We start from the raw sequence: 16,873 nt of genomic DNA, 5'->3' as shown, positions 1-16,873 counted from the left end.
ATCCGTCGGTCGTGCGTGCGGTGGGGTGGTGTCAGCGCTTCCCGACGATCTGGCGGCTGACGAGGTCGCGCATGATCTCGTTCGTGCCGCCGTAGATGCGGTGCACGCGCGCGTCGAGGTAGGCGCGGGCGATGGGGTACTCCGTGATGTAGCCGTAGCCGCCGTGCAGCTGCACACCGACGTCGAGCAGCTCCGCCTCGCGGTCGGTCGCCCAGAACTTGACCTTGGCCGCCTCTTCGGCGGTGAGCTTCTGATCGGCGTACAGCTCCATGGCGCGGTCGATGTAGGCCCACATGACGTCGACCGTCGTGGCCATGTCGGCGAGCTTGAAGCGGGTGTTCTGGAAGTCGGCGATCCGCTCGCCGAACGCCTCACGACTGATGACGTAGTCGCGCGTCCAGGCGAACGCGGCCTCACCGGCGGCCGCCGCGGCGACGCCGATCGACAGGCGCTCCAGCGGCAGGTTCATCATGAGCTGGATGAAGCCGAGACCCTCCTTGCCGCCGATGAGGTTCTCCTCGGGGACGAAGACGTCGGTGAACGACAGCTCGGCGGTGTCCCAGCCGTGGAAGCCCATCTTCTCGAGCTTCTTGCCGTGGTCGAAGCCCGCCATCCCGTTCTCGAGGATCAGCAGGCTGAAGGCGTCGGGGCGGTTGCCCTCCCCCGTCTTCACGAACGTGACGACCATGTCGGCCGTCTTGCCCGACGAGATGAAGGTCTTCGCGCCGTTGACGATGTAGCCGCCCTCGGTCTTCTTCGCGGTGGTCTTGATGCCGCGCAGGTCGCTGCCGGCACCGGGCTCGGTCATCGCGAGGGCGCCCAGGATCTCGCCGGTCGCCATGCCGGGGAGCCACTTCTCCTTCTGCTCCTGCGTGCCCATGTGCACGATGTAGGGAACGGCCAGGTCGTCCTGGATGCCGAGGGCACCGGCCAGCGACCCCTGCCCGGCGCCGATGACCTCTTCGAGCACGACCGCGCGGAAGCGGTAGTCCTGCAGCATCCCGGCGCCGCCGAACTCCTCGGGAACCGACAGTCCGATGATGCCGGCCTCACCGGCGGCGAGCATGGTGGCGCGGTCGATCTCGCCGTCGGCCTCCCACTGCTTGCGCTTCTCCTCAGTCGCGTAGCGCTTGAGGAACTCCTTGACGACGTCGCGGAACGCCTCGTGGTCCTCGTCGTAGATGTCGCGCTCCATGCGCTGCCTCCTCATCATCGATGGCGTGTCGATCTTACGTCGATATGAAATCGGATGCCAGCCGCTTTGATACTCAGTATCCCGGTTTATGTACTATGCACAAGCTGTCCATCTTGCACTACATGCGCTTTTATGTTCGACTTCGGTCATGAGATGGCAGGGGCAGCAGGTGGGGGCGTCGGATGCCGCCGCGCTCCCCGGCCTGGAGTCGCTCGACGGTCTCGTGCGCTCGGTGACGACACCCGAGTTCGCCGGTATCACGTTCCACGAGGTGCTCGCCAAGTCGGCCCTCAACCATGTGCCGGGCGCGTCCGCGATGCCCTTCGACTGGACCGTCAACCCGTACCGGGGTTGCAGTCACGCCTGCACCTACTGTTTCGCGAGGAAGACCCACGAGTACCTCGACCTCGACGCCGGTCGCGACTTCGACAGCCAGATCGTCGTGAAGACCAACGTCGCCGAGGTGCTGCGCCGGGAGCTGGCCCGTCCGACATGGCGTCGCGAGTCGGTCGCGCTGGGGACGAACACCGACCCGTATCAGCGGGCCGAGGGGCGCTACGCGCTCATGCCGGGCATCATCGACGCGCTCACCGCCGGCGGCACCGGCTTCTCGGTGCTGACGAAGGGCACCCTGCTGCGCCGCGACCTGCCCCTGCTCGCCGACGCGGCGGCATCCGTGCGGGTGTCGATCGCGATGTCGATCGCGGTCTTCGACGACGCCCTGCAGAAGCTCGTGGAGCCGGGCACCCCGTCGGCGACGGCGCGGCTGGCGACGGTGCGTGCCGCGACGGATGCGGGGTTCCGGGTGACGGTGTTCCTCATGCCGATCCTGCCGCACCTCACCGACTCCCCCGCCGCGCTCGACCACGCTCTCGCACGCATCGCGGATGCCGGCGCCACCCGGGTCGTGTTCGGCGCGCTGCATCTGCGGCCCGGGGCGAAGCAGTGGTTCTGGCAGTGGCTGGAGCGGGAGCGCCCGGATCTGCTGCCGGCGTACCGCGGACTGTATCCCGGCGTCTCGGTGGGAGCGCCGGTCGGCTACCGCAAGATGCTCGCGGCGCGGGTGCGCCCGCTGCTGCGCCGCCACCGTCTCGCCGGCGGCGCCGAGGAGGAGGTCGAGGCGCGCCACACCCGCCCGGGACCGGTGCGCACGACGGGTCGCGCGGCGGCGCGGATGTCGGCGGCAGCCACCCTGTTCTGACCGCCTCGCCTGTGCGGCGCTCCGGCGTCCCGCTGTTCACTTCTCAGGATGATCGACTGCCGCCGCCGCGAGCCACCCCGGGAATCCGCGGCGTACGGTGACCACCGGTCCGGTTCATCCTGAGATGTGCACAGCGAGGGCGCGTCGGGAGGGCGACGAGCGCGTCTGGACGGGCGCTGGCGGACGGCGGCGCGAGCTCGGTGCTAGGCGTTGGCGGCGCGCAGCGCGGCGAGCGCCCGCTCGGTCACAGGCGCGGAATGGTCGTGGAAGAACAGGGTGCCGAGCACGATCACCCACGCGTCGCCGTCGATCGTGTACGAGACCGAGTACCCCATCACGTCGTCGACGTCGGTGCCCCACGTGGGCGCGCCCGCGACGGTCGAGCGCTCGTAGTCGCTCGCATCGAGCGCCGCGACGAGGCCTGCGCGCGTCGTGGGATCGAGCTCGGCGACGACGCCGTGGAACCCGCCGTCGGAGTTCGGGATGCCCCACATGCACGAGACCCGGTTGGACGCCGACGCGAGCGCCGCCTGCGCCACCGGCCCCGGGAGCCCCTGCGGGTCGAGACCGTCGATCCCGGTGATCGGGACGATCGCGGAGTCGAACAGCTCAGCGGTGGCCGCCGCGTCCATGATCTGGTCGCACGTCGGCATCGTCAGCGGCCCGGATGCCGACGATGACGCCCCGGGATCGGGTGACTCCGACGGGGTCGGCGCCGTCGTCACCACGGTCGCCGTCGGTGTCGGCGTCGGCGTGCCCGTCGGCGCGGTCGTCGTGGTCGGCGCACTGCACGCGGCAAGCCCCAGCATCATGATCGCCGCTGCCCCCGCGACGGCCGTACGTCTCCCCATGCGCCCACCGTAGCGGTGCGACCGTCGGCCGGGCGAGCGGCATCTGGCGGGACGACCCCGGTCGGAGGATCATGGCGCCATGACCCGGTACCTGCTGTCGGTGCAGCCGTTCACGGGGCACGTGAATCCCGTCCTCGCCGTCGCCGCCGAGCTCGTCGCCCGCGACCACGACGTGCGCGTGTACACCGGGCAGGCCTTCGCCGCCGCGGTCACCGCATCCGGGGCACGACTGGTGCCCTGGCGGGAGGCGCCCGACTTCGACGAGCACGACCTGCCGGCGACGTTCCCCCGGCTCCGCGGGAAGAAGGGGATGCGGCAGGTGCTCGTCAACGTCGTCGACGTGTTCATCGCGACGGCACCCGCCCAGGCGCGCGACCTGGCCGCCGAGTACGCGCGCCAACCGTGGGACGTGATCGCGGGCGACGAGATGTCGCTCGGAGCCGCGTTCTTCGCGCAACGCGAGGGCACGATCTGGGCGACGATCTGCATCATCCCGCTGAACCTCGCCGGCGCCCAGGGCCCGCCGGGAGGACTCGGACTGGCGCCGGGGACGAATCCGCTCACGCGCACGCGTGACGCGCTGCTGCGCGCCGCGGTCCCGGTGCTGTCGGGACCGATCAGCGGCGCCCTGCGCCGCGCGCGGGCGGAGGCGGGCGTCGCGCCGTCGCGCGCGGGACTCGACCATCAGGCATTCTCGCCCCACCTCGCGGTGGCCGCCGGATGCCGCCTGCTCGACTACGGACGCACCGACCGACCGGCGTCGCTGCGGTTCGTCGGCGCGCTCTCGCGGCCGTCGACGGCACCGTTCGACCCGCCGCCGTGGTGGGGCGAGCTCGACGGGCCGCTGCCCGTCGTGCACGTCACGCAGGGCACCCAGAACATCGACCCCGACGATCTGCTGCGTCCCGCGATGGAGGCCCTCGCCGGCGAGCCCGTGCTGGTCGTCGCGACCACCGGCATCCGCGGGCGCGACGAGCTGCCGTTCCCCGTGCCGGCCAACGTGCGGGTTGCGGGGTTCCTGCCGCACGCGCACCTGCTGCCGAAGATCGAGACCATGGTGACCAACGGCGGCTGGGGAGGCACGCTGGGCGCGCTCAGCCGCGGCATCCCGCTGGTCGTCGCCGGCGGCGACCTCGACAAACCCGAAGTCGCCGCCCGCGTGGCGTGGTCGGGCGCCGGCGTGAACCTGAAGACCGGCACCCCCACCGCGATGCAGGTGCGCACCGCGGTGCGACGGGTGCGTGCGGACCCGTCCTACCGCGCGGCCGCACAGAGGGTCGCCGCGCAGCTCGAGGCCGCCGGGGGCGCCGGCGCGGCCGCATCCGCCCTCGAGACGCTGGCCTGAACCGGCGCGACCGACTCAGGCGTCGACGTCGCGGGCCTGACGGCCGCTGAGCTCCTCGAGCAGGTCGTCGCCGAGACGCACGTCGTCGAACGGCGCGTCGATCTCGGCGCGCTCGAGCATCTCCTGCATCCGGCGGCGGCGCTGACGCGTGATGAGCGTCACCACGGTGCCCTCACGCCCGGCGCGCCCGGTGCGACCCGAACGGTGCAGGTACGTCTTGTACTCCTCGGCCGCATCCGCCTGGATGACGAGGTCGATGTCGTCGACGTGGATGCCGCGGGCCGCGACATCGGTGGCGACGAGCACCCGCACCTTGCCGTCGGTGAGGCGCTGCAGGTTGCGGGTGCGCTTGGCCTGGTTGAGGTCGCCGTGCAGGGCGACGGCGGGGATGCCGGCGTCGTCGAGGCTCTCGGCCACCATCTCGGCGAACGCGCGCGTGCGGGTGAAGATCAGCGTCTTGCCGTCGCGGTCGGCAAGCGAGACGAGCATCTCGGTCTTGTCGCGGTGGTCGATCACGAGCACGCGGTGCTCGATCGTGCCGGTGTCCTGCGTCTCGCCGGCGACCTCGTAGACGGCCGGGTCGATCAGGAACTCATCGACCAGCGCGGCGACCTCGCGGTCGAGGGTGGCCGAGAAGAGGAGCTTCTGGGCATCCTGCGGCACGAGGCGGAGGATGCGCTGCATCGGCTCGAGGAAGCCGAGCTCGCTCATGTGGTCGGCCTCGTCGAGCACGACGACGCCGATGTCGGACAAGTCGAGCTTGCCCTGACGCTCGAGGTCTTCGATGCGGCCCGGGGTGCCGACGATGATGTCGACGCCCTTCTTCAGCGCGCCGACCTGGCGCGCCTGGGGGACCCCGCCGTAGATCTGCGTCGTGAACAGGCCGACGCTGCGGGCGAGCGCCTGCACCGTGCGGTCGATCTGCAGCGCGAGTTCGCGCGTGGGGGCGAGGATCAGCGCCTTCGGGGCGCGCCCGAACTCGCGGCGCTTGCCGGCCTGACCGCGCAGCACCGCCTCGACCAGCGGCGCGCCGAAGGCGATGGTCTTACCCGAACCGGTGCGTCCGCGGGCGAGCACGTCGCGGCCGTCGAGGATCGGACGGATCGTCGCGGCCTGGATCGGGAACGGCGTCTCGGCGCCGAGCTCGGCGAGACGCTTGACGATGTTCTGCCCGAGCCCGAGGTCGCCGAACCCGGCGGCCGTCACGGTCGCGGCATCCACCGCTTCGGCCTGCAGCCGCTCGTGCACGACGTCGACGTGGTCGGCGTGCGCCGCCGCCTTGGAGTCGGCGCTCTCCCCACGCCGACTCCACCCACCGCTATCGCGGTGCGCGGAGCCTCCCGCCGCGTGGCCCCAATCCGACCGGTTCGCGCGCGTCTCGGTGCGGTCGCGCCCGGGACGGTCGTCGCGCCGGGACCGGTCGTCGCGGCGGGCGCGGTCGTCACGGGCCGGGCGGTCGAAGCTCCGCGCGGGTCCGTCGTCACGACGGGGGCGGTCGCCCCGGGCGGGGCGGTCATAACTCCGGAGATCGGTGCGGTCGCGGCCGGATTCGCCGCGCTGCGGCCGGTTCCGGTCGACATCTCCGGAGTTGCGAACCGGGCGGTCGTCGTAGTCGCGGCGCGGGCGGTCGTCGAAGGTGCGGCGGTCGAAGCCCCGGGCTGGGCGGTCGAAGCCCCGGGCCGGGCGGTCATAACTCCGGACATCCGTGCGCTCGCGGCCCGAATCGCCGCGCTGCGCCCGGTTGCGGTCGAATTCTCCGGAGTTGCGAACAGGCCGGTCGTCGAAGGCACGACGGGGGGCGCGGTCGTCGAACGAGCGACGCGGGGCGCGGTCGCCGGCGTCACGGCGCGGACGCTCGTCGCGGGCGGGACGGTCGTCGCGGCGGGTGTCGCGGGAGTGGTTGCGGATGCCGCGGGCCTCGTCGCGGCCGGCGCGCTCCTGTGCCGACCAGCGCTTCTTGGCAGGGGCCTCTTCGGCCTCGGGCCGGTAGCCGCGGTGGCCGGGGCTCTTGCTGCCGGGCGTGCCGGCGGACGACTGCCCGGGGCGACGCTTCGCATCCTGGAAGGAGGTCTTCTTGCCGTAGCGCGGCTCGAAGTTCTGCGCGCGGCCGCCGGCCGGCTTCTTGTTCTTGGGCATGGGGGTCTTTCCGGGTTCTGTTCGCACGAGAACAGCGCCCGCTCGCGAGATCCGCGGGGCGGGCCGCCCGGACGTCGCCGGGGCCATTCACAGTGATGGTCATGTGCGTCGATCGACGCTCACCATCGGCCCCTGGACTCACAAACCCATCCGCGCGTACGCGGTGTCCGAAAGCCGACCGCAGGAGTCTACCGGCCCCGCCTGGGAACCCGCCGGTCGCGGCGGGTTCCCAACGGATGCCGTCAGTCGCGGTGGTGGTGGTGTTCGTCGCCGTCGTGAGCGGCGTCGCCGGCCTCGTCGTCCGCGTCGCCGGAGTCGTCGCCGTCCAACTCACTGTGCTCGGGAGCCGAATCCTCGTCCGCAGACGCCTCGGGCGCGGGCTCTTCGTGCGCGGACGACTCCTCCGCGACGGGGTGCCAGTCATCGCTGGGCGCCCACGCCTGTGCGACCTCGGACTCGGTCTCACCCTCGGACTCCGACCCGGTCGGCTCATCGTCGGCTCGGGGAGAACCGCCCGCGGGCTCGTCGGAGGTGAGTTCCACGTCCGGCGACTCCTCGATGACGGGCTCCAGGGCGGTGTCGGACGCGTCGTCCTCACGCGACTCGTCGTGGGGCTCCGGCTCGGCGGCCGTCTCCTCCGACTCGCCGTGAACTGCGGGCTCGCCTTCGGCGTCCGGTTCGCCTTCGTCGTCCGACTCCGTCTCGACGGGCAGGTCGGATGCGGCGGCCTCGTCCGACGCGTCCTCGAGCGCCGCGGCGGGCGCCGGCGCGTCGGAGGCGACCTCGACGTCGGGTGCCTCCTCGATCACGGGCGCCACCTCGGCCGCAGGCTCCACCGACTCCGCGACAGGCTCGTCGGCCGCGGCGACGGCGACCGGCGCGATGATCGGGATGCCGCCGGTCGCGGCCTCCTGCAGCATCCGCCGCTCACGGCGCGTGGCCGGCGCAGCGCCCGCGGCGCCCTCGGCGCCCGCGACACCGGCGGCACCGGCACCCGCATCCACCCCGACACCGACGAGCGCGGCGGCCGGGGCCCCCGGGGCGAACCCGGACGGCAGCACGGCGGGCTCGCCGCGGCGCACGCGGCGACGCTCCTTGGCGCCTTCGACGAGGTTGTACAGCGTCGGCAGCACGAGCAGGGTCAGCACGGTCGACGAGATGAGGCCGCCGATCACGACGATCGCGAGCGGCTGCGAGATGAACCCGCCGTGGCCGGTGATGCCGAGGGCCATCGGCGTCAGCGCGAAGATCGTCGCGAGGGCGGTCATGAGGATCGGCCGCAGTCGACGAGCACCGCCGGCGAGGGTCGCATCGTGCGCCGTCAGCCCCTTCTCGCGGTACTGGTTGACGAGGTCGACGAGCACGATCGCGTTCGTGACGACGATGCCGATGAGCATCAGTACGCCGATGAGCGAGGCGACTCCCAGCGGCACGCCGGTCGCGATCTGCAGCAGGATGGCGCCGGTCGCCGCGAACGGCACCGAGATCAGCAGCAGCAGCGGCTGGCGCAGAGACTTGAACGTCGCGACCATCACGATGTAGACGATGAGGATCGCCGCGAGCATCGCGAGCCCGAGCTGACCGAAGGCGTCCTGCTGCTGCGAGAGCACGCCCCCGACCTCGGCGTCGGCGCCCGTGGGCAGGTCGAGGTCGGCGATGGCCGCGGTCACCGAGGCGGATGCCGCGTTGAGGTCGTCGGTGGACGGGGTCACCGTCACGGTCGCGGTGCGCTGGCCGCGCTGCGTCGTGATCGAGGTGGGGCCCTCGCTCTCTTCGACCGTGGCGATCTGCGACAGCGGGATGGGCCCGGCGGCGCTCGGGATCTGCAGGTTCTGCAGGTCTCCGATCGTCGCGGGCACCGACTCGGCCTGCAGGTAGACGGTGAGCCCGGTGCCGTCGATCTCGACGGTGCCGATCTGTGCGGGCTGCATCGTGCTCGACACGAGGCCGCCGACGGCGACCTCCGATAGACCCAGCGCGGCGGCCGCGTCGCGGTCGACGGTCACGGCGACGTAGGGCAGCGAGGCGGCGAGGTTCGAGGTCACTTGGCCGAGGCCGTCGGCGCCGTCGAGTGCATCGACGACCGTGTCGGTGGCCTGCTGCAGCGCGACGGCGTCGGGCGCGGTCACGTCGACCTCGATGTCGCTCGAGCCGAAGCCGCCCTGACCGCCCGAGACGGTCACGGTGCCGACGTCGTCGAGGTCGGTGACGGCCTGCTGCACGTCTTCGCGCACGGCCACCTGGTCGGCCGACGGGTCGGTCGTGATCGAGTACGTGATCCCGGCGCCGCCGCCGGCGAACGCGTCGCGGATCGCCGAGCCCGACGAGCCGATCGAGGTCTGCACGGTGTCGATGCCGTCGACGCCGAGGATCGCATCCTCGACGGTCTGGGCGGCGGCATCCTGCGCATCGAGGCTCGCGGCGGGGCCGAGATCCTGTGTGACGGTGAAGGTGTTCTGGCCGCTGTCGCCGAGGAAGTTCGTCTTCATCAGCGGGGCGGCGGCCACGGTGCCGGCGAGCACGAGCACCGCGAGCAGCAGGGTGATCCAGGAGTGCTTGAGCGTCCAGCGCAGGATCGGCAGGTAGCCCTTCTGCAGGCGCGACGGCGGCGCGGACGGGTCCTCGGGGTCGACCTGCCGGCCGTCGGCGTCGAGCAGAGGCTTGCCGGGCTTGAGGAACCAGTACGCGAGCACGGGCACGATCGTGAGCGCGACGAACAGCGACGCCGCCATCGCGATCGTGACGGTCAGCGCGAAGGGCCGGAACAGCTCGCCGGTGACGTCGCCGACGAAGGCGATCGGCAGGAACACGGCGACCGTCGTGATCGTCGACGCCGTGATGGCGGCGGCGACCTCGCGCACCGCGAGCAGGATCGAGCGCAGCTTGTCGGCGGCGCCGACATAGTGCCGCTTGATGTTCTCGATGACGACGATCGAGTCGTCGACGACGCGTCCGATGGCGATCGTGAGGGCGCCGAGGGTGAGGATGTTGAGCGAATAGCCGAACGCCTGGATGCCGACGAAGGTGATCAGCACGCTCGTCGGGATCGAGATCGCGGCGACGAGGGTCGAGCGCACCGACAGCAGGAACACGAAGATGACGAGCACGGCGAAGACGAGTCCGAGCAGACCCTCCTGCGCGAGTGCCTCGATCGACTGCTCGATGTAGGGCGCCTGGTCGAAGACGATCGTGAACTCGGCGTCGTCGCCGATGGCGGACTGCAGGTCGGGGAGGGCGGCGGTCACGGCGCGCGAGACGTCGACCGTGTTGGCGGCGGGAAGCTTCGTGATCGAGATCGTGAGGGCGGGCTCGCCGTTCACACGCGAGATCGAGGTGACGGGATCCTGCCCGAGCGCGACCGTGGCGACGTCGGCGATCGTCTTCGGGCCGCCGGCTGCCTGCTCGGGCGAGGACGGCACGAGGGGCAGCGCGGCGATCTCGTCGACCGAGGTGAGCTTGGCGCCGGTCTGCACCGTCAGAGTCTGGTCGCCCTCGCTGACCGTGCCGCCCGGGAACAGCACGCCGTTCTGCTTCAGCGCGTCGGAGATGTCGCTCTGGCTGAAGCCCGACTCCGCGAGGCGCGCCGGGTCGGGGGTGATCGTCACGCGCTGCCCCTGGCCGCCGACGATCGTCGCGCCGCTGACGCCGGCGATGTCTTCGATGTCGGGGATGACGGCGTTCTCGAGCTCGCCCTGGATGGTCTGGGCGTCGTCGTAGCCGGTGAGGGCGAGCGCGATGACGGGCAGGTCGTCGATCGAGAACGACACGACGTTGGGCTCGACACCGTCGGGCAGCTGGCTCTGGATGCGGTTGATCGCCTGCAGGATCTTCTGCTCGGCCGTCGCGAGGTCGGTGCCGTACGTGAAGGAGGCCTGGATGATCGACGCGTTGGTCGTGCTCGTCGCGGTGGTCGATTCGAGGCCGGGGACGCTCTGGATCGCCGTCTCGATCGGCGTCGACACGTCGTTGTTGACGACGTCGGGGGAAGCGCCCGGGTAGGTCGTGAGCACCGAGAGCTGCGGGAACTCGATCGAGGGGATGAGCTCCTGCTTGAGGCTCGTGAGCGCAAGCCCGCCGAAGACCGCCGCGACGATCGTGACGAGGGCGATGAGCGCGCGGTTCTTCAGGCTCAGGACGGCGAGTTTCGACACGGAGGGCCTTTGCGGTCGCAGCGGTGGGCGGATACAGGCGTGTATCGGCATCCATTCTTCCACGGGCATGCGCCTCGGCCCGCGTCATCCTGCGGCGGATGCGGTCGTGCTGTCGCCTGGCCGGCCGCCGGGCGGATGCGGTCAGCGCGGCAGCAGACCGCCGAGCAGGATGCCGAGACTCGCGGCGACGAGTGCAAGGAGGAGCGTGCCGAGCAGATTCACCCATGCCCAGTCGCGCCGGCGGCGCTGGGCGAGCAGCACGGTCTCGACCGAGACGGTGCTGAAGGTCGTGAACCCGCCGAGCACGCCGGTGCCGAGGATCGCGAGCCAGTTCGGCGCGATGTCGGCGCCGGTGAGCAGCCCCAGCAGGAAGGCCCCGATCACGTTGACGACCAGGATGCCGAGCGGGAACGCGCCGCGGCGCCCCCGCATGACCGCACCGTCGACGAGGTAGCGGATGCCGGCGCCCACGCCGCCGCCCACCACCAGCGCGCCGAACTCGAGCGGGTTCATTCGGCGGCCTCCACGGGCTCGGCCGCGTCGACGGAGCGTCCGGCGAGGCGACGCCCGAGGTGCAGCCCGACCCCCGCGCACAGCACACCGCCCAGCAGCGACACGGCCATGAGCGCGAGGCCGACCAGCGGCGCCGCGGCCCCGACGGTGACGGACTGCACGGCGAAGGCCGAGTACGTCGTGAACCCGCCGAGCACGCCGGTGCCGAGGAACGCGCGCAGCCGTGGCCGTTGGTCGTCGAACGCACCCACCACGACACCGAGCAGCAGGGAGCCGGCGAGGTTGATCGCGAGCGTCGCGGCCGGGACGACGAGAGGATGCGGCAGCACCCCGAGCGGCACCGTGACGACGGCGCGCGCGGCGACGCCGACGGCGCCGCCGAGCATCACGAGCAGCAGCGCGCCCGGCGAGAACCATCCGGCACGGACCATGCGTTCACCGTAGGGCCGGTTCACCCCAGGATCAGGGTGCGGATCGCCGATTCGGGCGAGACCGACGTGTCGAGCAGGATGCCGCGCTTGTAGCGCTGGAACACCCGCGGATCGATGTACGAGCCGCGCGCGACGGATGGCGTGTTGCCGAGCGCCTCGGCGGCGGCGCGCACGGCGAGCACCTCGGCGCGCTTGCGGTCGGCCTTCGTGTCGACCGTGCCGATGCGGGCGAGCGCGTCGGCGGCGAGGATCGTCCCGCGCAGGGTGCGGAAGTCCTTGGCCGAGAACGTGCCGCCGGTCATGGCGCGCACGTAGTCGTTGACGTCCTTGGGGGTGAGCGGTACACGCCGTCGCCCGCGCAGGTATGCCAGCAGCGGCGAGGACGGACGGCCCGCGACGAGCAGCTCTGCCACGACGGCGAGCTCGGCGTCGTCGATGTCGAGCGCCTGCCGTTTCCCGCTCTTGCCCGGGAAGCGCAGGGTGAGCACGCCGGACTCGACGGCCGCGTCGCGGCGCAGCAGCGTCGTGAGCCCGCGACTGCCGTGCTTGCGCAGATAGCGCTCCGAGCCGATGCGGGGTGCCGCATGGTCGAGCAGGCGGAACGACGTCGCGAGCACGCGTTCGCGGTCGAGGTCGTCACGGCGCAGCGACGTCGTCACCCGGCCGCGCGCACGCGGCAGGGCCTCGGCCAGTTGCAGCGCCCGGGCGTACTTCCCCTTGTCGCGTCCCGCCGTCCACAGCGGGTGGTAGAGGTACTGCAGGCGTCCTGCCTCGTCGCGGCCGGTGGCCTGGATGTGGCCGAGCGGGTCGGCGCTGATCCACACGTCCTCCCACGCGGGAGGGATCACCAGGTCGACGACGCGCGTGCGCTCGTCCGGCTCGAGCGCCGCCCCGGCGGCATCCGTGTATCGGAAGGTGTCGCCGACGCGGATGCGGCGATATCCGTCGTCGTCACCGGGGTGCGCCCGGCGCAGTCTCGGCACGTCAGCTGTCGCGGAGCATCCGGATGAGCTCCGCCTTCCGCTTGCCGGAGTAGCCGCTGAGGCCCAGTTCCTTCGCGCGCCGTCGCAGGTCGGGCACCGTCCAGTCGTCGTACGAGCCGGATTCGCCGCCGCGGTGGCCGACCGCCTTGGCCCCGTCGCGCGCGACGGCGTTGGAGATGCGGGCCGCCTTCTGCTTCGAGTTCCCCTGCTCGCGCAGCTCTTCGTAGAGGTCCTGATCCTTCAGCGTCGGGTTCGACTTCTTGCCTGGCATACCTTCGGTGCTAGCGCATCGCGGATGCTGTGCACAAGGGGTGGGCGTCGACGCGTAAATGGTCCTAGCGTGGCCTGAGTCCGGACGCCTGGCCCCGGCGAGCGGAAGCGAAAAGGAGACCCCATGAATCTCGCGCTCATCATCATCATCGTCGTCGCGATCGTGCTCGCGATCGTCGGCGGACTGAACACGGCACTGAACTGGCTGCTCTGGGTGGCCCTCATCGTCGCCGTGATCGCGATCATCGCGTTCCTGTTGCGCACAGTGCGCGGCGGGCGGAGCTAGACCCACTCCCCCACCCAGCCGTGAGGCCCCCGCCGACGTCGGCGGGGGCCTCACGGCGTCCCGGTTCCCGACCGTGGGATCAGAGCCGGGCGGCGGCGTAGACCCGCAGGGCGTCGCGCACGAAGGCGGCACCGTCGGGACCGCCGTAGTTCGCCGCGAAGCGCGGGTCGGCGACGTACATCTCGCCGAGACCCGTCACATAGCCGGCGATGTCGCCGCCGGGGGCGGATGCGGGCGTCCCGGGGACGCCGGTCAGCCAGTGCACGTGCCGTTCCGCGAGGGCCTGGGCCTCGTCGGCGTCGGGCGCGATGCCGCGGGACGCGGCATCCGCCCAGTCGGCCGCCAGCTGCGCGGTGCGAGCCTGCCAGGCGGACTTGTCGTCCGCCGTCAAGCCGCGCCACCAGTCGTCGCTCTTCTTGTACGCGTCGGCGCCCCAGCGCTGTTCGACCTCGTCCTTGTACTGCGTGTGGTCGAAGCCGTCGAACATGTCCTGTGCCATGAGTCGTTCACCTCCTCTCAGTGCCGTGATGGTCGAGGCCACGGCGGCGATCTGCCGCTGCAGCCGGTGCTGCTCGTCCTGCAGCCACGCGAGGTGCGCCTCGAGGGCGGGCACCTCCGCGGTCTCGCGCTCGAGCACCTCTCCGATCTGCGGAAGGCCGAGCCCGAGCTCCCGCAGCAGCAGGATCCGCTGCAGGCGGACCAGCGCCGTCTCGTCGTAGTACCGGTAGCCGTTGCCGCCGATGCGCGACGGGACGAGCAGGCCGAGATCGCCGTAGTGCCGCAGGGTGCGACTCGTCGTCCCGGCCAGCTTCGCGATCTGCTGGATCGACCATTCGTTCGTCATGTCTTCGACGGTAGAGGTTGACGTAGCGTCAAAGTCAAGCAGATTCCCACGAACCTCTTGACACGATCGAGATATATCGTGTTACCCTCGCAATACGCGATATATCTTGATCGCGGCCCACCCTCACGAAAGCAGACAGACATGACCCTCGAGAAGTGGATCATCCACCCGGGAGAGACGCGCGTCATCGACATCGAGGATGCCCGCAAGCTGAAGGTCGGCCTCATCGGCGGGCAGATCGACGTGATCGCCCACGACGAGCCCGGCGTCCGCATCGAAGTGCACGACGTCACGATGAAAGACCTGCGCATCGAGGTCGACGGCGACGTCGTGGAGATCGACCACCCCCAGCTGCGCTGGGACAACTTCATCGACGTGTTCCGCACCTTCGGCGCCGGCGGCGCCAAGGCCGAGATCAGCGTCGCGGTCCCCCGCGGCATCGCCCTGAACCTCGGCGTCGTCAGCGCGAGCGCGCTCGTGACGGGGCTCACGACCGACGCCAAGGTCAACACCGTCTCGGGCGACGTCATCATCGACGGCCACACCGGCGACATCTCGGCGAACGCCGTGTCGGGCGACATGCAGATCCGCGGCCTCGTCGGCGCCCTCATGGCCAACTCCGTCTCGGGCGACGTCGCCGTCACCGGCGAGCTGCGCAAGGCCACGATCGACACCGTGTCGGGCGACATGCTCATCGACTCCACCGGCCGCATCCAGGCGGTGAACGTCAACACCGTCAGCGGCGAGACCACCATCCGCCTCGACGAGGGACTGCCCGCCAACTACGTCATGCGCAGCGTCAGCGGCCGCGTGACGATCGACGGCGTCAAGCGGTCGTCGTCGTCGCCCACCAACTACACAGACTCGGTCGGCGAGCTGTCGGGGAGCTTCGTCGACGTGCGCGCCAACTCCGTGTCGGGCGGCCTCACGGTGCTGCGCCGTGTCGCGGCATCCGAGCCCGCCGCCGGCCCCACCGGCGACGCCCCGACCCCCGAGGAGTGGTGATCATGCCCCCCGTCTTCTCCCACGGCGACCTGCGCCTGTACCTGCTGCGGCTGCTCGACGAGTCGCCGCGCCACGGCTACGACCTCATGCAGGCCCTCTCCGACCGCACCGGCGGCACCTACACACCCAGTGCCGGCACCATCTACCCCCGCCTCAGCAAGCTCGAGGAGGAGGGCCTGGTGACCAAGACCGTCGACGGCCGCAAGACCGTCTACGCGATCACGGATGCCGGACGCGCCGAAGTCGCAGCTCGCGCCGACGACCTGGAGGGCATCGAGGCGGGCCTGTCGGACAGCGTCCGGCTCATCGCCGACGAGGTGCGCGGATCGATGCGCGAGGCGATGCGGAGCCTGAAAGCCGACCTCGCCGCCGCCGCACAGGCCGACAAGGCCGCCTCGCGGGGACGCGCGCCGTCTGCGCCGGCTCCGGAGCGCGACGAGTCGCGCGTGTCGTCCCGGGCCCAGGTGCAGCGTGCCGACGCCCTCGTCTCGACGTTCCGCGCGACGGTGCGGGCCGACCTGCGCTCGCACGTCGCCCACGGCGGCGCACTGCCGGCATCCGCGGTCGACGAGCTCGAGCGGGCGCTCGAGGCCGCCGGTCGCGCGCTGACCGTCGCGATCAAGGGCTGAGTCGGGGCGTTTCGACTCGTCGCTGCGCTCCTCGCTCAACGACCGGAAACGGACACCACCAACCCCCGGTCGTTGAGCGAGCGCAGCGAGTCGAAACGCGATCAGCCCTCGGGCCAGAGCTCCTCGTCGTCGGCGGCGGGCGACTCCAGCGGCACGACGAGGATGGGGCGCGACTGACGGTGCGCGAGACGGGCGGCCACCGACCCCGTGAAGAACTCGCGGATGGTCTCCCCGAAGCCGCGGCGGCGCGTGCCGACGACGAGCAGCCGCGCATCGGACTGCTCCGCGAGGTGCTTGAGCGCCATCGCCGGATCTCCCACGAGCGAGGTCGCCGACCACGTGACGGTGATACCCGACAGGGCCTCGGCGGCCGCATCCCGCACGGCGGCGAACTGGCTCTCGCCGGGCGAGACGTCCAGGTCGATGGGAGCGGTGTGCACGTACCCGTCGGGGTCTTCGTACGTGACGAAGCGGGTGACGTCGACGTAGGCGATGACGAGCGGCGCGTCCATCAGCTTCGCGTAGCGGGCGGCTTCCCGCACGACGCGGGCCGGCTGGTCGGGGATCGCCCCGACGATCACGGCGTGGGTCGGAACGGGGGCGGTGGCGTCGTCGCTCATGATGGCCTTCCGGTCGTGACACCCACGCCGTGCACACCGCGAGATCGGCGAGCGGATGAGGGCGCCGTGATATCCTGAATGCTACTCTTCCCGGCTTCAGGCCGAATTGTTTTGCGACGGGCGAATCGGCACAGCCCGCGACTCAGAATCGAGGGGGTCTCGCATGGGGCGTGGCCGTCAGAAGGCGAAGCACACCAAGATCGCGCGTGAGCTCAAGTACGACACCTACGCGGTGAACTTCGGCGCGCTCGAGAAGGAGCTCGGCCACCACGACGACGAACAGTACGTCGACAAGTGGGCGGACCAGTACGACGACGAAGACGAGGACTCGGACGAACTCGAGAAGGCCTGACGTCTTCGCGACCTGACGCGCCCGCGCGTCATCCGGTGTCCGCGCACCTCGCCGCGCACCC

General features: G+C 71.2%; 15 protein-coding genes and 1 pseudogene. 6 read left to right on the top strand and 10 right to left on the bottom strand.

What is annotated here, in order from left to right; genetic code table 11:
• Positions 1-31: 31 nt before the first annotated feature.
• A complete protein-coding gene (locus tag C7474_RS01370) occupies positions 32-1,195 on the bottom strand; it encodes an acyl-CoA dehydrogenase family protein (RefSeq protein ID WP_121056972.1) in 1,164 nt (387 codons plus the stop codon).
• A gap of 148 nt (positions 1,196-1,343) precedes the next feature.
• On the opposite strand from C7474_RS01370, the gene C7474_RS01365 reads away from it, so the two are divergent.
• The gene (locus C7474_RS01365) at positions 1,344-2,396 is read left to right on the top strand and encodes an Rv2578c family radical SAM protein (RefSeq protein ID WP_121056970.1); all 1,053 of its coding nucleotides are present in this window, start codon (positions 1,344-1,346) and stop codon (positions 2,394-2,396) included.
• A 203-nt stretch (positions 2,397-2,599) separates the two neighbouring features.
• Here C7474_RS01365 and C7474_RS01360 read toward each other — a convergent pair whose 3' ends face one another.
• Positions 2,600-3,247: a hypothetical protein gene (locus C7474_RS01360; protein ID WP_147436658.1), complete on the bottom strand. Its 648-nt coding sequence runs from the start codon at positions 3,245-3,247 to the stop codon at positions 2,600-2,602.
• A 79-nt stretch (positions 3,248-3,326) separates the two neighbouring features.
• Between C7474_RS01360 and C7474_RS01350 the strand changes: the two genes are divergently transcribed.
• Complete coding sequence (locus C7474_RS01350; RefSeq protein ID WP_121056964.1) at positions 3,327-4,592, top strand: glycosyltransferase; 1,266 nt, start codon at positions 3,327-3,329, stop codon at positions 4,590-4,592.
• Between the two features lie 15 nt (positions 4,593-4,607).
• On the opposite strand, the gene C7474_RS01345 is transcribed toward C7474_RS01350, so the two are convergent.
• From C7474_RS01345 to C7474_RS01320, 6 genes and pseudogenes are all read right to left on the bottom strand, one after another.
• The gene (locus C7474_RS01345; protein WP_121056961.1) at positions 4,608-6,728 is read right to left on the bottom strand and encodes a DEAD/DEAH box helicase; all 2,121 of its coding nucleotides are present in this window, start codon (positions 6,726-6,728) and stop codon (positions 4,608-4,610) included.
• 1,025 nt (positions 6,729-7,753) lie between these two features.
• Positions 7,754-10,879 (bottom strand): annotated as a pseudogene (locus C7474_RS01340) (efflux RND transporter permease subunit); the annotation flags it as partial.
• Between the two features lie 141 nt (positions 10,880-11,020).
• Positions 11,021-11,392, bottom strand: coding sequence for a fluoride efflux transporter CrcB (gene crcB, locus C7474_RS01335; protein ID WP_121056959.1), 372 nt, complete (start codon positions 11,390-11,392; stop codon positions 11,021-11,023).
• Positions 11,389-11,823: a fluoride efflux transporter FluC gene (locus C7474_RS01330; protein ID WP_241965041.1), complete on the bottom strand. Its 435-nt coding sequence runs from the start codon at positions 11,821-11,823 to the stop codon at positions 11,389-11,391. The genes crcB and C7474_RS01330 overlap by 4 nt, the downstream gene beginning before the upstream one ends.
• Before the next feature lie 20 nt (positions 11,824-11,843).
• The gene (locus C7474_RS01325; protein ID WP_121056957.1) at positions 11,844-12,806 is read right to left on the bottom strand and encodes a DNA topoisomerase IB; all 963 of its coding nucleotides are present in this window, start codon (positions 12,804-12,806) and stop codon (positions 11,844-11,846) included.
• Between the two features lies 1 nt (position 12,807).
• Positions 12,808-13,077 (bottom strand): DUF7218 family protein, encoded by a 270-nt coding sequence (locus C7474_RS01320; RefSeq protein WP_121056955.1) that lies wholly within the window; start codon positions 13,075-13,077, stop codon positions 12,808-12,810.
• A 123-nt stretch (positions 13,078-13,200) separates the two neighbouring features.
• Here C7474_RS01320 and C7474_RS15110 point away from each other — a divergent pair, with 123 nt between their 5' ends.
• A complete protein-coding gene (locus C7474_RS15110) occupies positions 13,201-13,362 on the top strand; it encodes a hypothetical protein (protein WP_199692339.1) in 162 nt (53 codons plus the stop codon).
• 79 nt (positions 13,363-13,441) lie between these two features.
• On the opposite strand, the gene C7474_RS01315 is transcribed toward C7474_RS15110, so the two are convergent.
• Positions 13,442-14,206, bottom strand: coding sequence for a MerR family transcriptional regulator (locus C7474_RS01315; RefSeq protein WP_121056953.1), 765 nt, complete (start codon positions 14,204-14,206; stop codon positions 13,442-13,444).
• Positions 14,207-14,347: 141 nt separating this feature from the next.
• On the opposite strand from C7474_RS01315, the gene C7474_RS01310 reads away from it, so the two are divergent.
• Together C7474_RS01310 and C7474_RS01305 are read left to right on the top strand one after the other, a co-directional pair.
• Positions 14,348-15,211, top strand: coding sequence for a DUF4097 family beta strand repeat-containing protein (locus C7474_RS01310; protein ID WP_121056951.1), 864 nt, complete (start codon positions 14,348-14,350; stop codon positions 15,209-15,211).
• Between the two features lie 2 nt (positions 15,212-15,213).
• Complete coding sequence (locus C7474_RS01305) at positions 15,214-15,840, top strand: PadR family transcriptional regulator (RefSeq protein ID WP_121056949.1); 627 nt, start codon at positions 15,214-15,216, stop codon at positions 15,838-15,840.
• 101 nt (positions 15,841-15,941) lie between these two features.
• On the opposite strand, the gene C7474_RS01300 is transcribed toward C7474_RS01305, so the two are convergent.
• Positions 15,942-16,460 carry a universal stress protein gene (locus C7474_RS01300; RefSeq protein WP_121056947.1) on the bottom strand — a complete coding sequence of 173 codons (519 nt, stop codon included), beginning with the start codon at positions 16,458-16,460 and terminating at the stop codon, positions 15,942-15,944.
• A 163-nt stretch (positions 16,461-16,623) separates the two neighbouring features.
• On the opposite strand from C7474_RS01300, the gene C7474_RS01295 reads away from it, so the two are divergent.
• A complete protein-coding gene (locus tag C7474_RS01295) occupies positions 16,624-16,812 on the top strand; it encodes a DUF3073 family protein (RefSeq protein WP_121056945.1) in 189 nt (62 codons plus the stop codon).
• The last annotated feature ends 61 nt before the right edge of the window (positions 16,813-16,873 follow it).

Origin of the sequence: Microbacterium telephonicum (assembly GCF_003651225.1) — a bacterium.
GTDB classification, from domain to species: Bacteria; Actinomycetota; Actinomycetes; order Actinomycetales; family Microbacteriaceae; genus Microbacterium; species Microbacterium telephonicum.
The sequence above is the reverse complement of the archived record's forward strand: the minus strand, read 5'-3'. Positions and strand labels throughout refer to the sequence as shown.